Source organism: Halomonas elongata (assembly GCF_029081005.1).
Taxonomy (GTDB): domain Bacteria; phylum Pseudomonadota; class Gammaproteobacteria; order Pseudomonadales; family Halomonadaceae; genus Halomonas; species Halomonas elongata_B.
On sequence record NZ_JAJQTQ010000001.1, the window covers coordinates 218,867 to 237,357 of the forward strand.

Annotated in this window: 16 protein-coding genes; 5 read left to right on the top strand and 11 right to left on the bottom strand. The window is 61.5% G+C overall.

Going from position 1 to position 18,491, the window contains the following annotated elements; translation table 11 throughout:
- Positions 1 to 11: 11 nt before the first annotated feature.
- The 6 genes from LU493_RS00965 to LU493_RS00990 form a co-directional block, all read right to left on the bottom strand.
- A complete protein-coding gene (locus LU493_RS00965; RefSeq protein ID WP_275285906.1) occupies positions 12 to 1,568 on the bottom strand; it encodes a 3-hydroxyacyl-CoA dehydrogenase in 1,557 nt (518 codons plus the stop codon).
- Positions 1,569 to 1,659: 91 nt separating this feature from the next.
- Entirely contained in the window at positions 1,660 to 3,261 is a 1,602-nt protein-coding gene (locus tag LU493_RS00970; RefSeq protein ID WP_275285907.1) for an enoyl-CoA hydratase/isomerase family protein, read from the bottom strand.
- Between the two features lie 49 nt (positions 3,262 to 3,310).
- The gene (locus tag LU493_RS00975; protein ID WP_275285908.1) at positions 3,311 to 5,215 is read right to left on the bottom strand and encodes a TRAP transporter permease; all 1,905 of its coding nucleotides are present in this window, start codon (positions 5,213 to 5,215) and stop codon (positions 3,311 to 3,313) included.
- Between the two features lie 349 nt (positions 5,216 to 5,564).
- Positions 5,565 to 6,695, bottom strand: a complete 1,131-nt coding sequence (locus LU493_RS00980) for a TAXI family TRAP transporter solute-binding subunit (RefSeq protein WP_275285909.1) — start codon at positions 6,693 to 6,695, stop codon at positions 5,565 to 5,567.
- Between the two features lie 203 nt (positions 6,696 to 6,898).
- Positions 6,899 to 8,095 (bottom strand): CaiB/BaiF CoA transferase family protein, encoded by a 1,197-nt coding sequence (locus LU493_RS00985; RefSeq protein ID WP_275285910.1) that lies wholly within the window; start codon positions 8,093 to 8,095, stop codon positions 6,899 to 6,901.
- 14 nt (positions 8,096 to 8,109) lie between these two features.
- Positions 8,110 to 9,828, bottom strand: coding sequence for an acyl-CoA dehydrogenase family protein (locus tag LU493_RS00990; protein ID WP_275285911.1), 1,719 nt, complete (start codon positions 9,826 to 9,828; stop codon positions 8,110 to 8,112).
- A 134-nt stretch (positions 9,829 to 9,962) separates the two neighbouring features.
- On the opposite strand from LU493_RS00990, the gene LU493_RS00995 reads away from it, so the two are divergent.
- Complete coding sequence (locus tag LU493_RS00995) at positions 9,963 to 10,865, top strand: LysR family transcriptional regulator (protein WP_275285912.1); 903 nt, start codon at positions 9,963 to 9,965, stop codon at positions 10,863 to 10,865.
- Positions 10,866 to 10,965: 100 nt separating this feature from the next.
- Here LU493_RS00995 and LU493_RS01000 read toward each other — a convergent pair whose 3' ends face one another.
- On the bottom strand, positions 10,966 to 12,162 hold the full coding sequence (locus LU493_RS01000; RefSeq protein WP_275285913.1) for an MFS transporter: 1,197 nt from the start codon (positions 12,160 to 12,162) through the stop codon (positions 10,966 to 10,968).
- An 88-nt stretch (positions 12,163 to 12,250) separates the two neighbouring features.
- On the opposite strand from LU493_RS01000, the gene LU493_RS01005 reads away from it, so the two are divergent.
- The gene (locus tag LU493_RS01005; RefSeq protein WP_275285914.1) at positions 12,251 to 12,805 is read left to right on the top strand and encodes a TetR/AcrR family transcriptional regulator; all 555 of its coding nucleotides are present in this window, start codon (positions 12,251 to 12,253) and stop codon (positions 12,803 to 12,805) included.
- Between the two features lie 94 nt (positions 12,806 to 12,899).
- Here LU493_RS01005 and LU493_RS01010 read toward each other — a convergent pair whose 3' ends face one another.
- Entirely contained in the window at positions 12,900 to 13,925 is a 1,026-nt protein-coding gene (locus LU493_RS01010) for a MerR family transcriptional regulator (protein ID WP_275285915.1), read from the bottom strand.
- Positions 13,926 to 14,002: 77 nt separating this feature from the next.
- Between LU493_RS01010 and LU493_RS01015 the strand changes: the two genes are divergently transcribed.
- Positions 14,003 to 14,236 carry a helix-turn-helix transcriptional regulator gene (locus tag LU493_RS01015; RefSeq protein WP_275285916.1) on the top strand — a complete coding sequence of 78 codons (234 nt, stop codon included), beginning with the start codon at positions 14,003 to 14,005 and terminating at the stop codon, positions 14,234 to 14,236.
- Entirely contained in the window at positions 14,220 to 14,516 is a 297-nt protein-coding gene (locus LU493_RS01020; RefSeq protein WP_275285917.1) for a hypothetical protein, read from the top strand. Before LU493_RS01015 ends, LU493_RS01020 begins: the two co-directional genes overlap by 17 nt.
- 104 nt (positions 14,517 to 14,620) lie before the next feature.
- Here the strand turns inward: LU493_RS01020 and nfsA are convergent, their stop codons facing one another.
- From nfsA to LU493_RS01035, 3 genes are all read right to left on the bottom strand, one after another.
- Complete coding sequence (nfsA, locus tag LU493_RS01025; RefSeq protein WP_275285918.1) at positions 14,621 to 15,352, bottom strand: oxygen-insensitive NADPH nitroreductase; 732 nt, start codon at positions 15,350 to 15,352, stop codon at positions 14,621 to 14,623.
- A gap of 188 nt (positions 15,353 to 15,540) precedes the next feature.
- A complete protein-coding gene (locus tag LU493_RS01030; RefSeq protein ID WP_275285919.1) occupies positions 15,541 to 16,074 on the bottom strand; it encodes a glutathione S-transferase family protein in 534 nt (177 codons plus the stop codon).
- 582 nt (positions 16,075 to 16,656) lie between these two features.
- Positions 16,657 to 17,712, bottom strand: coding sequence for a linear amide C-N hydrolase (locus LU493_RS01035; RefSeq protein ID WP_275285920.1), 1,056 nt, complete (start codon positions 17,710 to 17,712; stop codon positions 16,657 to 16,659).
- Positions 17,713 to 18,231: 519 nt separating this feature from the next.
- On the opposite strand from LU493_RS01035, the gene LU493_RS01040 reads away from it, so the two are divergent.
- Positions 18,232 to 18,486: a ParD-like family protein gene (locus LU493_RS01040; protein ID WP_275285921.1), complete on the top strand. Its 255-nt coding sequence runs from the start codon at positions 18,232 to 18,234 to the stop codon at positions 18,484 to 18,486.
- The last annotated feature ends 5 nt before the right edge of the window (positions 18,487 to 18,491 follow it).

The following is an 18,491-nucleotide window of genomic DNA, read 5'->3' on the forward strand; positions in this document are numbered from 1 at the left end:
TGGATGACGAGTCACTGAGACGTCACGAGATGGGAAGCGGCGGGGCTCGATAGGGTCAGCCCCTGGCTGGTGAGCGGCAGCCCCAGGCGCGCCCGACGACGTAGCCAGGGGCTCGGCCGATAGCGCGGGTCGCCGGTGGCGGCTTGCAGGTTTTCCAGAATCGTCAGGATGCGTCGTGCCCCATAGTGCTCGCCCATGGCCAACGGGCCCCGGGGGTAGCCCAGGCCCAGCTCGACGGCGCGATCGAGGATCGCCGGCTCGGCAATGCCCTGCTGGGCAATGTCGGCACCGACGTTGACGATGCAGGCCACCACGCGCTGCAGTACGAAACCGCCACTGTCCCGGATCGCGCTGACCGGCGTGCCATCCGCGGCCAGCAAGGCGTGGGCGGCATCATGCACATCGCACCGCGTTGCCGGGTTGCTCATCAGGCAACGTCGTGTCTGGAGTCCGGCCAGCATGTCGATGGCCACGCAACGGGCGGGATCCAGTTGCTGGCGCAGCGCGCTGTCGGTGGCGTCTTCCCCGTAAGGCGTCAGCAGGCACAACGCCGCCTCGCTCGGGCCGGCGCCTCGTTCCAGCGGCCAGCCGGCGGCTTCGACCAGCTGGCTCAGCAGTCGCCTTGCCTCGGCGTCATCGCCACTGATCCACACCGGCATCGGCGAGGCCGACGGGACCGCGGGTTCCTCGGACTCCTGGCGCTGGCCCCGGGCGTAACGGTAGAAGCCTTCGCCACTCTTGCGACCCAGCAGTCCCGCCACCAGACGTTGTCGAGTCAGCGCCGACGGGCGGTAGCGCGGCTCCTGATAGTACTGGTGGTAGACCGACTCCATCACCGCGTTCGAAACATCCAGCCCGATGAGGTCGAAAAGGGCGAAGGCGCCCATGCGAAAGCCGCCCTGATCGGTCAGCAGTCGATCGATGGTCTCGGGGTCAGCAACGCCCTCGCCCAGGAGGCGTAGCGCTTCGGTGCCGAAGGCACGGCCGGCATGGTTGACCAGAAAGCCGGGGGTATCGGTGGTGCGGGCGGTAAAGTGGCCAAAGCGCTTCCCCAGGGCCTCGGTGGCTTCCACCACCCATGCGGCCGTGCGCATCCCGGGGATCACCTCGACGATCTTCATCAGCGGCACGGGGTTGAAGAAGTGGAAGCCGATCACTCGCTCCGGCCGTTCACAGGCCGAAGCGACTTCGGAAATCGACAGGGACGAGGTATTGGTCGCCAGAATCGCATGCGGCGCGATAACGTCCTCCAGTTGACGAAACAGTTGCTGCTTGGCGTCAACCCGCTCGGCAATGGCTTCGATCACCAGGTCGCAGTCGGCCATGTCGGCCAGCTCGGAGGCCTCTTCAAGCCGCTCGCCTAGCGTCTCGGCATGCGCCTGGTCAAAACGCCGCTTCTCGACACCGCGAGCCCACAAGGCGCCGATGAAATTCTTGGCCTCGCCGACCGCGCCCTCGCGAGAGTCATTCAGCTTGACGCGCACCCCGGCTTCCGCCGCGACCTGGGCGATGCCTCGTCCCATGGCGCCGGTACCGACGATGCCGATGATGTTGATGGAATCCTTCATGCCTGGCCTCCTTCAGCGCTGGCAAGATTCTGCGAGGATGAAACCGATACGGGAGAAACCGACGCGACGGTCCGGTGTGTTTGTTCAGTCATCAAAACCCGGCTCCCGACAACACTCGAAAACTCGGCCCGCCCAGATGCGCGGGATACCCGAAGGCCTGAATGCCCAGCACGTCGATGTCGCTATCGCGATGGACCAGGCCTGCCGTCGAGATCTGCAAGGCCGCCTGTTGCCAGGCATGGTCGAGCGTGCGGCATGCCTCGGCCCCTTGCCCCTCGGCACGCTCGATGGCATCGGCCGACTCGGTGGCCAGCCAGGGCGAGAGGTCCCAGCCATTGGCCAACCAGGCGGCCGCCTGGGCCTCGGCATCGTCGTTCAGGACGTGCCTCAATGCCGTGTCGAGCGCCGATATCACGCTCCGCCCTCGCGTCACCACGACCTGGCGCTTGAGTCGCCGGAGGGTGTTCGCCAATACCTGGACGTGCGTGGCATGGCCCGTGCGGTCGACCAGCTCGCAGACCCGCGGCTCGGCCGCATGGGGCGGCAGTACCAGGGCGATGTCGCTGTCGCGGCGCCACCGGGCATCCGGGGCGGCCACGTCGATCCACAGCGGCACTTGCGGCATGACACCGCGTAGCCGTCGATAGCGGTCGGTACCGATATCCGGGGCGACCAGGCACGCCTGAACCGAATGACACGAGGCGTCATCCGCCTCCGGGTCGACCAGTGTCACCCCGGCTTTCTCGGCGAGGGAGGCCAGTGTCCCGAATAACGGGTGATGACCGATCAGTCCCAGCGTGGTCAGCCTTTCGTTCGTCTTCGTGCCCGGCACCTTGTGGGTGTCGCGAATGGCGAAGAAGTGATGGATCATGCCGGCGCGCTGGGGCGAATCCATGCATTGCCGGAACAGCTCGCGTTCGTAGGCGACGCCATCGGCAAACGACCGCTGCGTTGCCGCCTCGACGGCTTCCACGCAGCGAAACGGTGAGAACAGATAGGGCACATCGCGGCGCAGTTGCCGGCGATACCGTTCCAGCACGTCCTGTGCATGAGCGGGGGGCGACAGCTCGCTGATCAAGCGCGGCGCGATCTCGCCCGCCAGCCATTGCTCGGCGGCCAGGCGCGCCACGGCCTGCGGGTCCTCTGCCGCCACCACCTCATCCACGATGCCGTGGCGCCGGGCCTCATCGGCGTCGACAAAGCGTCCGCTGGTCATCATGTCCAGCGCCATGTCGATACCGGTCAGCCGGGGCAACCGCTGGGTGCCGCCGGCTCCCGGCAACAGGCCCAGCTTGACCTCGGGCAGCCCGACGCGAGTGCCTTCGAGGGCGATGCGCCAATGGCAGCCCAGGGCCACCTCCAGCCCACCGCCCAGCGCGGTGCCGTGGAGCACGGCGATGATGGGCTTGTGGCTGGCTTCCAGGGCGGTGATCACGCTGGCCAGCAGCGGTGGCTGTGGCGGCTTGCCAAACTCGCGGATATCGGCGCCCGCAATGAAAGTGCGACCGGCCGCCACCATCACGATGACATCGACCGCCTTGTCTTCCAGGGCCTCCTGCAGGGCCTCGAGCACCCCCTGGCGAACCGCCTGGCCAAGTGCATTGACCGGCGGATTATTGATGCAGATCCGGCCGCTACGCCCCTCTCGGGTGTATTGGACCGGCGCGCCGCCGAGGCTTTCGGACGTTGACATGGGCGTTTCCTGACTATCGAGTCGAATGGATCGGGGCGAACATGATGGGCTAGTGCAGACCACGCTTTCTGACGCCCCCCGGCAACAACGCCATGGCATAGCCAATCCCCAGCACCACGAGGCCCAGCAGGTCACTGAGTCGCTCGGGATAGATCAGCAACGCCGCCGCCAGCAACAGCACCAGGCGCAACGCTCGGCCGATGGGTCCGACCGCGTACAGGTAGCCTTCCATCACCGACGCCAGCAGCCAGATCGATACGATGGCGGTCGTCGCCGACAAGGCGATGTGGAGTAGTTCCCCCTGCAGGATCAATGACGGGTTGAGCACGAAGAGAAACGGCAGGACGAAAAGAATGCTGCCAAGCCGCAGGGCCTTGAAGCCGGTGCGCATATTGTCGGCCCCGGCCACGCCTGCCGACGTGATGGCGGCCAGCGCCACGGGAGGCGTGATGTAGGACAGCATGCCCCAATACAGGATGAACAGATGGCTGCCCAACGGATTGAGTCCCGCTTCGACGAGGGCCGGTGCCAGCAGAATCGACAGGAAGATGTAGCAGGCACTGACCGTCATGCCCATGCCCAGAATAAAGCTGGTAATGGCGCCGGCGATGAGCATCAGCGGTATGCTGTCGCCCGCATACAGCAGGAGCTCGCGCGAAAAGGCGCCCGCCACCCCGGTATACGAGAGCCCGCCGACCACCAGGCCGATCCCGGCCAGTACGGCCACCAGGTTGCCGATACCCTTGGAGAGTTCCAGCAGGAAGGAAAGCCACTTGTCGAGCCCCAGCCTGCCCTCGCGACGGAACATGGCCGTCACCAGCAGCACCAGTGTCGCGTAGTATGGTGCGTGCGATTCGAGACGCATGACCAGCAGCATGTAGATCAGCACGCCCAGGCTCAGCAGATACGACCAGCCGGACTTCAGCGTCTGCCAGAGCGGCGGCACTTCGTCGCTGCGCATACCGACAAGCTTCTTGCGCGCGGCGTAATGATCGACTTGCAGCAACAGGGCCAGATAGAACATGATCGCCGGCAGTAGTGCCGCCACCATCACCTCGGCATAGGTGACCCCCAGAAACGATGCCATGATGAACGCGACCGCCCCCATCACCGGTGGCATCAGCGTGCCGCCCGTCGATGAACAGGCCTCGACCGCCGCGGCATACTCCGCTGGATAGCCCGAGCGCTTCATGGCCGGGATGGTCATGCTGCCGGTGGTCAGAATGTTCGAGACGGCACTGCCCGACAGGCTGCCCATGAAGGCGCTGGAAATCACCGCAACCTTGGCGGGCCCGCCTCGGCTGCGACCCAGCAAGGCGGTGGCAAAACGCATGAAGAAGTCACCGCCCCCCGTCAGCGTCAGGGCAATGCCGAACACCACAAAGCCGATAACCAGGTTGGCCACCACCTGCATGGGAATGCCGATGATGCTTTCGGCCCCCATCACGTGGGAGCGAATGGTTTCCCCGAGCGTAAAGCTGTTACTCCAGAGAAACCCGGGCATGTGTCCGGCATAGAGCGGGTAGGTGCCGAACACGAGCGCCACGACGAAGACCGCCCAGCCACCACAGCGCCTGACCCCTTCGAGCACCAGCAGCAACAGCACTGTCGAGGTTATCGTTGCCTGAAGCGGTGCAAAGTACTCCCAGCCTTCCTGGGACATTCGCATGCCGTTGAGCCCGAGGTAGAAGGCACTGACCAACGCCATGGCCGACAGCAGCCAGTCATACCAGGGAAGTCGCCCCCTGTCCCTGGGGCGCAAGGGGAAACACAGAAAGGCCGCCGCCAGAAAGATACCGACCAGGTAATAAAGAAAGGAATTCCCTAAAGGATAAAAACCCAGGATGCGTAATGCGAAGGCCTGATTGATGGCCAAGGCGAGCCCCACGCCCCCCAGAACGATAACGAACCAACGAGCCGGTCCGGCCAATCGGTTATCGGAAGATGTCTGCATGAGAGAAAATCTCCTAAATGCCGGGTAAAAGCCTTGCCAGACTAGCCTGAGTGAAGCCAGCACGCTCTCCGCTCGGCATTACGGCTTCGTCACTGAAATGCGTCCCCGCAACAGCTCTCATGGGCAAGACTCGACATCGCTTCCTGTCAGGGCCTGGCGCTTTCCACCTATCTTCTCGATGGCTCAAAAAGTAGAGAGGAAGCACCCTGGTGCTGGCCTGACAGAAACAAGCGTTGCCGGGCGGCTCAGTGCACTATAAAACCGTTGCTGCGTGACACACCGAGGGCATGTCGCCCCATGGCCTCGGCATGTCCCCACTTTGCGATTCGGGCGTTTTATTTCGCCCCCTTCACTTGCTCAAGGCCGCCTGACGCTTCTCTTCCCATAACGCCTTGAACGCTTCTTCATCCATCCCCTCCCCTTCCTCGAGGGTAGTGCTCCAGGCATTCTTCAAGGTCTCCAGGCGAGCCTCTCGCGCGTCATTCCACTCCTGCATCTCGTCGGTCCAGATGCCCTTTTCCTCCAGGTAACGAATGGCACCATCGTGGAAGGGAATATCGATCGGTGGCGTACCGGCATCGGAAATCCTCCAGCGCTGGATGGCCGCAGTGGCATCCTTGTAAAGGTCATAGTTTTCATCGAGCGCCTTGATCACCTCATAGACCTCATCCTCGCTCTTGTCGGCCGTGGCAACGATGATCGGATAACGGTAGGCCAGCATGTTGGCCGGTGAGGATTCGGAAAGACCAGCGCCGATGGTTTCCTTGAAGGGCTGAAAAACCGGGGCGACGTCGTTCATCCGTTTCCAGCCTTCCTCGTCGTCGGCCGGAATGTCCACCCAGTGGATGCCGCGCGGCGACTCGGCCAGTTCATACAACTGGCTCGCGGTGGTCGTGGTGCAGGTTGCATCGGCACGATCCTCCACAAGGGAGCTCATCGATGCCTTGTGAGTCGGAAACATGACGATATCGACATCACTGCGGTCCAGACCCGCAAACGCCAGGATGGCATCGCACTTGACCTGAACGGAGGGATTGCCCGCGGTATAGGCGACGCGCTTGCCTTTCAGATCCTCGAGCGTCTCGATATCGGCATCGGCGGCCGTGGGCACCCCGAAAGTAGAAGGACGTCCCGCAACAGCACGCAAGTCCTGAGGCCCCCAGCGGCGTTCCGAGAAGTCATATACGCCCTCGGAGGCGAAGAAACTCTCGGTTGCCAGGAAGGCATAGTCCGCCCGGCCCGATACCAGCGGCTGAAGTCGACCGATGGCCGAACCGGAGGGCTGAATACGTATACGGGTGCCCGAAGCCTTGCCAAAGGCGTCGGCGATCGCGGATGCCTCGGAATGACCTTGAGAGCCGACATCGTAGGCGGTCCAGATCATGGTATCCGGCAGAGATGCCGCCTGCGCACCACTGATACTCATGCCAGTAGCCAGGGCCACGGTCAGGAGGCTTGTCGTAAGTGTCTTGCACATCATGGCTGCTTCCTCTTTATCGTTGTTACGAGATGATATTTTACAAGGCAATTATCAGCGTGAAGTTCATTATTGGTATTCTGGACTTTCGTTCTTCACCGAAACTTTCTTGCCGCGAGGCTTTTGTCTTCGCACATTCTTGTCGGACGCTTCGGTACGTTTCATCAAACGTTCCCCCAGACAATCAGGTGGCATGAGATGGCATCTCAACCACCTGGCCCAGAGGGCAACACGCCGACCTCTCTCAGTCTTTTCACTTCCGCGTCCCGAATCCCCAGCTCTTCGAGAATATCGTTGGTATGCTGCGAAAAGCGTGGTGGTGGGCGACGGTAGTCCGCCGGCGTTCGCCCCATCTTGATGGGCGATCCGGTACCTTGGTAATCACCCATGCGTACGATCATCTGACGATGCTCGGTATGCGGATGCGCCAGTACCTGTGAGGTTTCCTGAACCGGTCCACTGGGCACGCCACGGCGAATCAAGCGCTCTGCAAGCGCCTGGCCATCCTGGTTTTCCATGGCCGCTTCCAGCTCATCCTTCAGCTCTTCTCGATGGGCCCTACGCTCAGCATTGTCGATGAAACGCGGGTCGTCCTTCAGACCTGGACAGCCGAGCTCCTCACACAGTCTGGCGAATTGGGTGTTGTTGCCTACCGCCAGGAAGAGGGGATCGGTACCCGTCCGGAAGACCGAGTAAGGCATGATATTGGGGTGGGCATTACCGGTACGTCGTGGCTCGGGACCACCGTAGAATACATTGGGAAAATGCGGATGCATCAACGAGAGACCGGCATCGTAAAGCGATGCTTCGACGAACTGTCCCTCGCCACTGCGCTGCCGGTCGTGCAGCGCCAGACTGATGCCGATCACGGCGTTGAGGCCCGACACCAGATCGACGACGGGCAGGCCGATACGCAGCGGGTCACCGCCCTCTTCCCCGTTGACACTCATCAAGCCCGCCATGGCCTGGATCACCGCGTCGTAACCCGGCAGGCCGCCAAGGGGGCCATCCGCGCCGAAGCCACTGATCCGGCAATGCACCAATCGGGGAAAGCGTTCGTGCAGAACGTCATACCCCAGCCCCCATTTTTCCAGTGTGCCTGGCTTGAAGTTTTCCACCAGCACATCGGCATCGGCCAGCAGCCGCGTAAGCAGTTCGCGACCCTCCTCCTGGCGAAGATCCAGGGCCATGCCGCGCTTGTTGCGGTTGAGGCCATGGAAGTATGAGGCGGCTTCGTCTTCGGCAAACGGCGGGCCCCACCCCCGTGTCTCGTCGCCGGCCGGAGGTTCGATCTTGATCACATCCGCGCCGTAGTCACCCAGCATCTGGGTACAGTACGGCCCACCCAGGACCCGACTCAGATCGATCACTCGAATACCGCTCAAGGCATTATTCTGTTCCATGCCCCCTCCTTCGGTTACAGGCGTTTTGCGCTTTCACGGCTAATCGGCGTTTCGGCCAGCAACGCTTCCATCTGCGTCGGTTCCTCGGCCGGCGACGCCAACGGATCCTGGGCGGCCAGTCGATAGCGCAGCACCATCCTGGCCAGCACCAGACGTCGCCAGTCATCTCTCAGTTGGGCCGCTTCCCAGGCCATGAACACCGCAGACGCCAGATGGTAGAGGCCGGAGGCAACACGCCGGGTTTCCAGTTCATCGTCGCGCTCGCCGCTGGTGACGTCTTCGGCGACGTTTCTCAGTCGCGTCAAGGCGGTGTCGAACGCCTGGCGCTCCTCCCGAGTGAGATCAATGGTGTCCAGGCAGCGCTGCAGGTAGTCGCACAACACCGGCAGGGTACCTTCGCGGCGGATCGAACGAAGGACGTCGAGCGCGACGATGTTGCTGGTACCTTCCCAGATGGACCCCAGGTGAGCATCACGCAGAACCCGGGCGTCCGACCATTCCTCGATATAGCCACAGCCACCTCGAACTTCCATGCCATCGCCAGCCACTCGGCGCGCATCTCGCGTCGAGCGGAACTTGATCAAGGGGGTCAGGATACGCAGCAGCTTGGCGGCTTCGGCATCACCGGCATCGGCGCGTCGCAGGCAGTCGGCGGTATGCAGCATGATGCTTCGCGCTTGTTCTGTCGGCAGCATCATCTTGCACAACTGCCGGCGCATCAGCGGCATGTCAATCAGGTGACGCCCGAAGGCCATGCGGTTGCGGGCGATGAACAGCGACTCGTTGAGCGTTCTGCGCATGAGTCCGGCCGAACGCACGCCGTTGGAAAGACGCGACATGTTGATCATGTCGGTCATATGCTTGAAACCCTTGCCATGTTCACCGACGACATAGGCTTCGGCGCCTTCCAGCATGATCTCGCCACTGGCCATGGAGCGCGTGCCCAACTTGTCCTTGAGGCGCAGGATGCGATAGCGATTGAGGCTGCCATCCTCCAGACGCCGCGGGAGCAGGAAGAGCGTCAGGCCACGTGTGCCGGATTCGGCGTTTTCCGGGCGCGCCAGTACCATGGCCAGGTCCGCATCCGGGTTGGAGCAGAACCACTTGTCGCCATACAGGCGCCACACGCCATCCTCGCAGCGCGCCTCGGTGGTCACCGCCCCGACATCCGAGCCGGCATCCTGCTCGGTCATGAACATCGCGCCCTGGTACTGGTAGTCGCTGTCCTGAGAGGTCAGTCGGTCGAGATAGCGATCGATCAGTTCCCGGGAGCCGAACTTGCGCAGCGTACGCGTCAGGGAGTCGGTCATGCTGAGCGGACAGCACAGCCCGAACTCCGCCTGTACATAGAGAAAGGTCAAGCCGTACTTGACGACGGGCGGCATCGGTTCGGGCCAGTCCAGCACACCACCACGATGCGACATGGCCTGAAGCCCGAAGTGCGAGTAGGCATAGTACTCCAGGCGACGATAGGAAGGGTGTTTCTTGACCAGGGGCGCCTCGGCGCCATTTCGCGTTCTGAGCTGTAATGTCGGCGGATTCTTGTCGGCATCCAGCGCCAGGGACTCGAGCTCGCCCCCCGCCAGCTCGCCCATTTTCGTAAACCAGGGCTCGACATGGGAGCGCACCGATGATGGCAGGTAAACGTCCAGCAAACGAGCGAACCCGGGGTCGCTATGATAAGCGTTATGCCCCCAGTTATCGGGAATGTTGCGATGAATGGCGTTAGACACGTGGCGAGCTCCTCTTCAGTGATACAGCTGACTGACACCTTAGGTAGCCATTTGGCCCGTCTCCAATACTCTTTCAGGATGCTTCAATACAGTTTACTGTATCGTCATGCGATAACCCTTGCGGAAGCAGGCTGATGGCACTGACGTTTCGTCAACTCCGATATTTTCTGATCTTGTCCGATGAGCTGCATTTCGGGCGGGCGGCTCAGCGGCTGCATATTTCACAACCGCCCCTGAGCGCGAGCCTGCGTCAGTTGGAGGAGGAGCTAGGTACCCGGCTACTGGACCGTAACAGCAAACAGGTGAAGCTGACCCCGGCCGGCGAGATCTTCCAGCGTCAGACCCGACGCCTGCTGGAACAGCTGGAAGACTCGAGGCAATTGGTAAAACGCGCCGCTTCGAGCCCTTCGGGCCTGCTGAAGGTGGGATTCACGCCTGCGATGATATTCCGTTGCCTGCCGCGTGCACTGCACCTCTTGCAGGAACAGCAGCCAGGCATCGACATCAAGTTGATAGAGAAGAATTCGGCAATCCAGGTCGAAGCGGTCAGCGAAGGGCAACTGGATATCGGCTTCATTCACTCCATGCCGTTGCCCGAGAAGCTGACCTCACTGATGATCGCCGATGAGCCCTTCCTTTGCTGCCTGCCGATGCACCATCACATGGCCCGGCGCACTCGGCTCTCGCTCAACGACCTACGCAATGAGCCCATGGTCATGTTTGGCCGTGACCTGGCACCTCATTACTACGACCGTATTCTCAGCCTGTTTCGTGTCGCCGACATCGAGCCCCGCATTTATCATGAGGTTTCTCACTGGCTGACCATCGTCGCGCTCGTGTCACGTGACATGGGAGTGGCACTGGTACCCCGCTCGCTTGCGCAGACAGGGCTTTCCAGCGTCGTGTTCATCCCGCTGGACGATGCCCGTACGCAGCATCAGTCGCATTGCATCTGGGCGCCCGATACCGAAAACCCTGGTAGAGATCTTCTGATCGACTGTGTACGCACGTCCTTGCAGAGCGAGTTCGCTCTTTAGCGTCACCTGTTTGATGAATGATCCATATCGCCACCGCCAGCGTAGCAACCTGGACGGCATTCACTCCGGAACGAGTGTCACACGACCGGCCTGGTCTGTGTCATTTCGTCGCCTGCCGCTGACTGAGCACACCTACCAACGCCGACAACGACAGCACGATCACATAGGTGCCGTAACCGTAGACGGTGGACGCCAGCCCAAAACGTTGCATGGCGATACCGGCCATCAAGGCCGGCAAGCTGGCGGAGAGGTAGCTGGCCACGTACAGCACCGCCATCAACGAGGAACGCTCGCCCTGCGGCGCCAGAGACATGATGGCCCGCATGGCACCCATGAAGCCGGCGCCAAAGCCCGGGCCTGCCACGGTAATGCCGGCCAGCAGTATCAGGATGTCGTGACGCGCCACGCCCCACAGCACGATGGCCATGCCCAACGGCAGCAGAATCCCGGATAGCATCAGAATCCATCGGGTATTCTGCCGCTGCAGGCACCAGACCCCGAGCGCACCCATCACGGCCAGCAGGCATACCAGGAGGCCGCCGATCATGGCGTTGTCGATGCCCGAAACCTGCCTGGCCAGCACCGGTCCCAGCGAGAGGCTGAAACCACCGAGCGACCAGGACGCGATGCAGGCGGGAATCACGCGCAGGAAGGTGGGCCGCACCGATACCGGGATGCGGGCCGTCGGTTTCAGTGACGCCAACGCGCCAGGCCGAGGCGAGACGCTCTCCTGCGTGCCCCTCAGACCGATCAGTTGCCAGACAAAGATACCGGTCATCAGCAGGAACCCCAGCCGCATGGGATAAGGCGCCAGGTCGACCAGGAACCCGGAGCACAGCGCACCGAGTCCCATGCCGACGAGCGGCGCGACACTGGCCAGGATGGGGCCGCGCCGGTGATCAGTGTCGATGAGGGCGGCACCCAGCGCACTGGTCGCTATGCCGGTGGCCAGGCCCTGAAGCGCCCGGGCCAACAGCAGCACGCCAAGATCCTGCGCCACCAGAAACCCGAGCATGGCGACCACCTCGATCGCCAGGCCGAGCAAGATGACCGGGCGACGTCCCAGGTATTCGGAGAGTCTGCCGGTCATCAGCAGCGCCAGCAGTAAAGCGAACATATAGATCGCAAACGCCAGGGTCAGCATGGGTGTGGAGAAGTGCCAACTGGCCTGGTAGAGCGGATAAAGCGGCGTCGGCACGCCGGAGGCCGCCAGGAAGGCAACCACCACCAGGGTGTAGAAGAGCAACTGGTGTGTCGGGGCGGCGTTCTCCGCCGTCGTATCGGCTGCCGTGGCCATGGAGGCTCCTTAAAGCAAAAAATTTGCGATATACTGAAAGCCTAGAGACAAGAATGCTTTAAAGCAAATATTTTGCGTTAGAGGAATTATGGTCGAGAAACCAGCGGTGAGACCGGGCGGACGCAGCGCCCGGGTACAGCGCGCCGTGCATGAGGCGGTGAAAACGCTGGACGAGGAAGTGCCACGAGACAAACTGTCCGTTCCGCTGGTGGCCGAACGAGCGGGCGTGACGCCTTCCACGATTTATCGTCGCTGGGGCAACCTGAAAGAGCTGCTGGCCGACGTGGCCGCCGAACGGCTCCAGCCTGATGCCCCGGTGGCGGACACCGGCTCGCTGGAAGGCGATCTGATGGCCTGGGCCGGGGAGTACATGGAGGAAATGACCTCCACCCCCGGTCAACAGATGCTGGCGGATACCCTGGGCAGCACCAGCCTGGAACAGCGCCAGCGTTGCCTGAAGGCCCAGCAGCACCAACTGCAGTTGATATTGTCCCGCGCCGAGGCTCGGGGAGAGACGCCACTGCCTACGGTCGAGCGCTTGCTGGACGGCATCATGGCACCACTGACCTACCGCCTCTCCTACGCACCACAATCACTCTCCAAAGCCAATCTGGCGCAATGGATCGCCGCAACGCTGCGCTGATCGCAATGGCATCATCAAACACCATGCGCCGGATTCGCCACCAGACACAGGGCCGCGTCTCGACACGGCCCTACAACGGTATGGAAAGCCACCCTCAATCCGCCATCAGGCTTGAGACGGCCTGGCCCAGGTAGTCCTTCATGCGATCATCCATCCAGGTACTCTCCCTTAGTGCCGGCTCCTGCTCATTGGCTTGTCGGATCTTCTGGTGCGTCGCGGGATCGTCGCCGGCAAAGCGCTGCAACAGCGCCAGCCACTCCCTGGCCAACTGCTGCGCGGCCGGCTCCTCGGGGCGGGTGCCCTGCTCCAGCAACTGGCGCAGTCGGGCCATCAAGGGCGGCCACTCATGCATGCATTGCGGGTAGCGCTCCCGCATGACATCGAACTCCGCATCCGACAGGTAGCGCCGATAGAAGATCAGCTTGTACTCGGCGAACGCTTGCATCACGAAATCCGACACCATCGTGGAGATACCCAACTGTTCCTGTGCATCGGGCTCGTTGGCGTGCATGGCATTCAGCTTTTCGAGCAGGGCCGGATCGCCGGCAGTATCGCGCTCGAGTTTCGTCATCCAGCGCGTCGCCAGATCCCGTGCCTCGGATGAGGCAGGAGACGTTCCCTGCCGCAGCAGCCCCTCGGCTTCCTTGATCAGGTCTTGCCATTCCGCTTGACGAGCGGCCCCGGCCTGGTAGAGCGGCAATCGATCGAGCTCCTCCGGGGAAAAATAACGGTCGTACATCGTCATCAACTCCAGTGTCTTCAGCCAATCGTCCATTGCCGGCTCCTCGCCGTTCACGACCTGGCGATGCAGATTCGCCAGGCGATCCCGCAACTGGTGTTTCTGCGCGATCTCTCGTTCCAGCAGGCGCATCTGTCGCTCGAGAACGGTCGACAGCGGTGGCGATGGCTGATCGAGCAGGGTGCCGATATCGGCCAGCGACATACCCAGGGAGCGCAGCGCCTGTATGCGATGCAGGCGGGCGATATCCTGGCGTCGGTAGAGCCGATAACCGGCGTCGGAACGCGTGGAGGGAGTGAGCAGACCGATGTCGTCGTAATGGTGAAGCGTCCGAACGGTCAGACCGGTGCGCTTGGCCAGTTCACCGACGCGTAACAACATGCCGTGTCTCCTCTCGTCCACGCGTGGCTGAAGTCTGGAGCCTCCCGTCGCGTGAGGGTCAAAGAGGGATTCGCTGAGTGGATATCCCGCAAAATGACAAGCAAACTTGTCCTATGATCAATCACGTTCGCGCTCTGCGCAAAGCGAAGGGCATGACCCAGGCGGCCCTGGCCGATGCGTTGGGCGTGTCGCGCAACACGATCAACTCCATCGAGGTCGGCCGCTATGTGCCCTCGCTGCCGCTTGCCTTGAGCCTGGCGCGATTCTTCGGCAAGCCCGTCGAGGAGGTGTTCGATGACCGACAAGAATGAAGCCAGCCAGTCCCCGTCCCGACGGCGAGCGCTGTTCGTCCCCTTCTTCGGCATCGCCATGGGGCTGGCGATGTTCCTGGTCTCCTGGCTGGCCGCCGATGCGCTGGAGCTCGGCCTTGTGATGTTCGCCATCATGCTGATCTACACCGCCGTGATGCACTTCGGACGACGTTTCGAATCGGTGCAGATGCTTGCCCAGCACCCTCCTCTGGATGAACGCCACGCCATGATTCAGATGCGTGCCATGACGGCGGCCTTACCCATATGGCTGCCACGGTGATCCTGCGTCGACGTCTGTAAGCGCGTTGCGGGGCGTAGGCCTCCCTGCCGGACGATTCGATCACTGGACCGACCGTACAGGCAGAGAGCCAAAGGCCGCCAGGCTCACTTCATCTCGAAGCCACGTTCGATCAGAAAGTCGCGCATGTGCGGACGCAGCTTGGTATCGAAGAGCGGCGTCAGGTTGTGGGACCAGTCGGATGCCTTGTTGCCTCCCTTACGCTCGCTGTAATAGCGCTGCATGGATGCATCGAAGGCGGAAACGTGCTCCTCGTCGTTCTCATAGACATCCTGCTTGAGGATCGTTTCTACCGGCAGGCGCGGCTTGATGTCCGGCTGATCGGCCGGGTAACCGAGGCACATGCCGAACACCGGGTACACGTGCTTCGGCAGCCGCAGCAGGTCACTGATGGCCTCCGGGTTGTTGCGGATGCCACCGATATAGCAGATCCCCAGTCCCTCGGACTCGGCGGCAAGTGCCACGTTCTGCGCCATCAGCGCGGTATCGACGCTGGCCACCAGCAACTGCTCGGTCATGCCCCGCGTGACATCGGCGCCGGTGCGCTCGGACGCCTCGGTGGGACGCTTCATGTCGGCGCAGAACACCAGAAAGTCGGAGCAATGGGCAATATAGTCCTGACCGCCGGCCAGTTCGGCGATTCGCTCGCGGTTGGTCGGGTTCGTCACGTGAATGACGCTGTACGCCTGCACATGGCTGGACGTGGCGGCGCTCTGGCCGGCGCGGATCAGCTCTAGCAGCGTCTCGCGGGGGATCCGCTGCTCGGTGAACTTGCGGATCGAACGATGGGACTTCATCAACTCGATGGTAGGGTTCATGCGACCTCTCTGGATGCAGCATCGGGTGGAACGAGAGCCCACCAAGATACTTAACCAGCTTACAATCTTCCATCGTCGATACTGTGCCCGCCCCCTACATTCCCAGCGCCGCGAACGCCTCGGCGATCGTTGGCGGCGCCGTGGCACGGGTATACATCGACGTCAGGTACTCTCTCAGCCTCGGGGCGTCATCGACGCATCTGCTCCTCGTTCGCCCAGTCCAGAGTATAGGCGGCATTGAAATCGGCCACGCTGAGTCGGTCGCCCACCAGGAACTCGCGGCCCTCCATGTGCCGCTCGAGCACGGCCACCATTGCCACCCCTTCCTCCCTCGCCAGGTCGACATCCTGAGGCAAGCGTTTCTCTTGCGGATAGAGAAAGGTGTGACGCGCGATCCGCCACAGGGGCTGCTCGATCTCGGTCGTCAGAAAGAAGATCCAGCGATACATCTGGGCCCTGTCCTCCACGGTCTCGGGGATGAATCCCGCCTGCGGATACTTATCGGCCAGGTAGAGCTGAATCGCCGACGACTCGGTCACCACCAGGCCGCCGTCGACCAGTACCGGGACCCTGGCCGCCGGGTTGAGATCGAGAAAGTTCCTCTGCAGGTGCTCGCCTTGCAGGAGGTCCACCGGGACCACTTCGTACTCCAGGCCCAGCTCGTTGAGCAACCAGATAACGCGCAGGGCACGGGTCGGGGGTGCACCGTATAGCTGGATCATGTTCGGCTCCATCGTTTGAAAGATATCAGGGGTCGCATTGACACCTGATAGTCGAACGGGAGCCCGTCGAATCGACACCGTGACGGTACATCGGGTGAATTGACCTTCTGAAGGTTCAATCCACCCGACGCCAATGAAAGATACAGAAAAGTATCCTTAGGATTTGTCTGAAAAGTCGGCGAACGGAGACCAGGGCTAGGCCCGCTCCCGGCGGGCCAGCGCATTCCCCACATCCATGTGGGTCACAAGGAAAAACCAGCGACAAATCGTCAGGATGGACGATTTGGGCAGCTCCGCTGCTCGGAGAGCGAGTGACATGGATGTCACGAGTCAAAAAACGGAGCTTACTCGTGTAAACGAGCATTTTGAGCTGATTTTTAACGCCGTATGGTCGAGTGCAGGCAATTTTCAGGCACAGCCTAGTGTCCTGTTTCGGAAGTTCGTTGAAGAAGTGGCGAGCGCATTGGACCGTCAGGCAAGGCGCCGTGACGAGGCATAGCAGCGCTATGGCGAGGAACGGCAACACCGCATGGCGGCCCAAGGAGCCGCCAGAATTCTACAGTCAACTTCTGATACAGGACACTAGAACGGTGCGTTATCCGCTTCCTGGAAGCTGCCGGTGACATTGCCGGAGAGATCGATATTATCCGGATCCAGTGTCATTACCGGGGCGCCATCCCGCAGATCGAACTTAGTAAGATCCGTCCAGATCACATTGGGGCTGGTGGTCAGCTCGAAGAAGTAGCGCCGGTCATCCAGATTGATTGCCGTGCGGTATTCGGTGTTGTAGATCCCGAACTCTTTGTAAGGCGCACCGAAGGGGACGGACACATTGCGCGCGATCGCCAATATGCCCGCAATCGCCTCACGCTCATCCTCGGGTTCCGGCAGCATCTCCAGATAGTAGGCGGCACGCTGGAAACGGTCGGTCGCCTTCACATTACCGGGCAAGGGCGTATCGCTGCTGGGATTGGAGAAGTCCTGTTGCGCCAGCAGCTCGAGTTGCTTGTCATAGGTCGGATCGTTGGTCATGATCTGGTATTCACGATCATGATGCACGACCGGCTCGCCATCGATATATTCGATGATCGCCGAGTCACCGCTGGCATCCTCGAGAGCCAGGTGAACGTTGGACTTGTGGCCGTTTGCCTCGGTCATCACGACTTGAACCGTATCCAGCACCTCGAGCGCTTCATCCACGGTCGCCGCGTTATCAAGCACGAACTGCAGCCACAACCCCGCTTGAACACCGGGCTTGCTCGCATCGCGGGAGCCGAAGTCCGTGTCATTCAAATACAGCAGGTGGCCGGCCAGGCCACGTTCATTGAACCCATCGACCGAGCCGATCCCGTATATCGTAGTGACCATGCTCGCGTACTCGGACGTCCACTTGGCCGGGTTCTCCTCGACTGTGACGGTAGACCCCGTGCGGCCCCCATCGCGTTCCAGTCCGCGCGGCATGACGGTAAGTACCGGCTCCGTGGACTCTGGCCAGTCCATGGTGCGCCCGACCACGGTCGCCAGTTCGTTATCGTTCCAGAGGATACGGGAACAAGCATCGGCCGTCTGAAATGCGACGAGCCCGGCCGCCACCACGAGTGCACCTGTCACGGTACGGTGCATAGCATGCTGCTTCATCGAATCACTCCTTTTCGAGCCTGCGACGGGTCAGTACCGATCGGCACACAGCGTATCGTCACGGTACAGTGACCTGCGAAAGATTCCTTCTCGACACGAGAATCAGGAATCCGAACTTGCCTCGAGTCAAGAAGAGAAACTCTTCACCCGTGTTACATCGAACACATCTCGTCGATAACGACACTATCGATAAATAAAAAGTGGACTAATAAAGCGTCGAAGATATGACGCCGTTCATCACTCTCTTCGGAGAGTAGAAGACTGACTCCCTGCTTCTCGCTTTATTGATATATTCTGATGTCAGAGTAGCACGAGACTTCGCTATGTCATTCTGAGTCAGGGAAAAACTTCTGAACTCAAGCAGTAAGCGCATCACGAGCGTGAAGTGCCCCAGCGCGACGCCATCGCCTTCGTCGCCTTCCCCCGAGTCCCATGGCGATCTAATTCGATAGGTTGCTAAATAGTTATGCCTTGGGTAGTATACGTTTCATATATGTAACGTACACTGAAGGGATCGCCATGGGGATCGTGAAAATTTCCGAGAACATGCATGAGGTCCTGCGCCTCACCAGTCACGCGCTCAGCCGGTCGATCAACGCTCAAGCCGAGCATTGGATGCGTATCGGCATGCTGGCCGAACTGCACCCGGACCTGGATCATAGCGAGCTCAGTCGCTTGCTGATCCGTGCCGAGCAGGCGGGCGAGCTGGATCTGCAGGCGCTTGCCGGGGTCAAGGACCTTGCACAGGCTCAGGCGTCTGGCGTCTGGCGCTGAAGAGG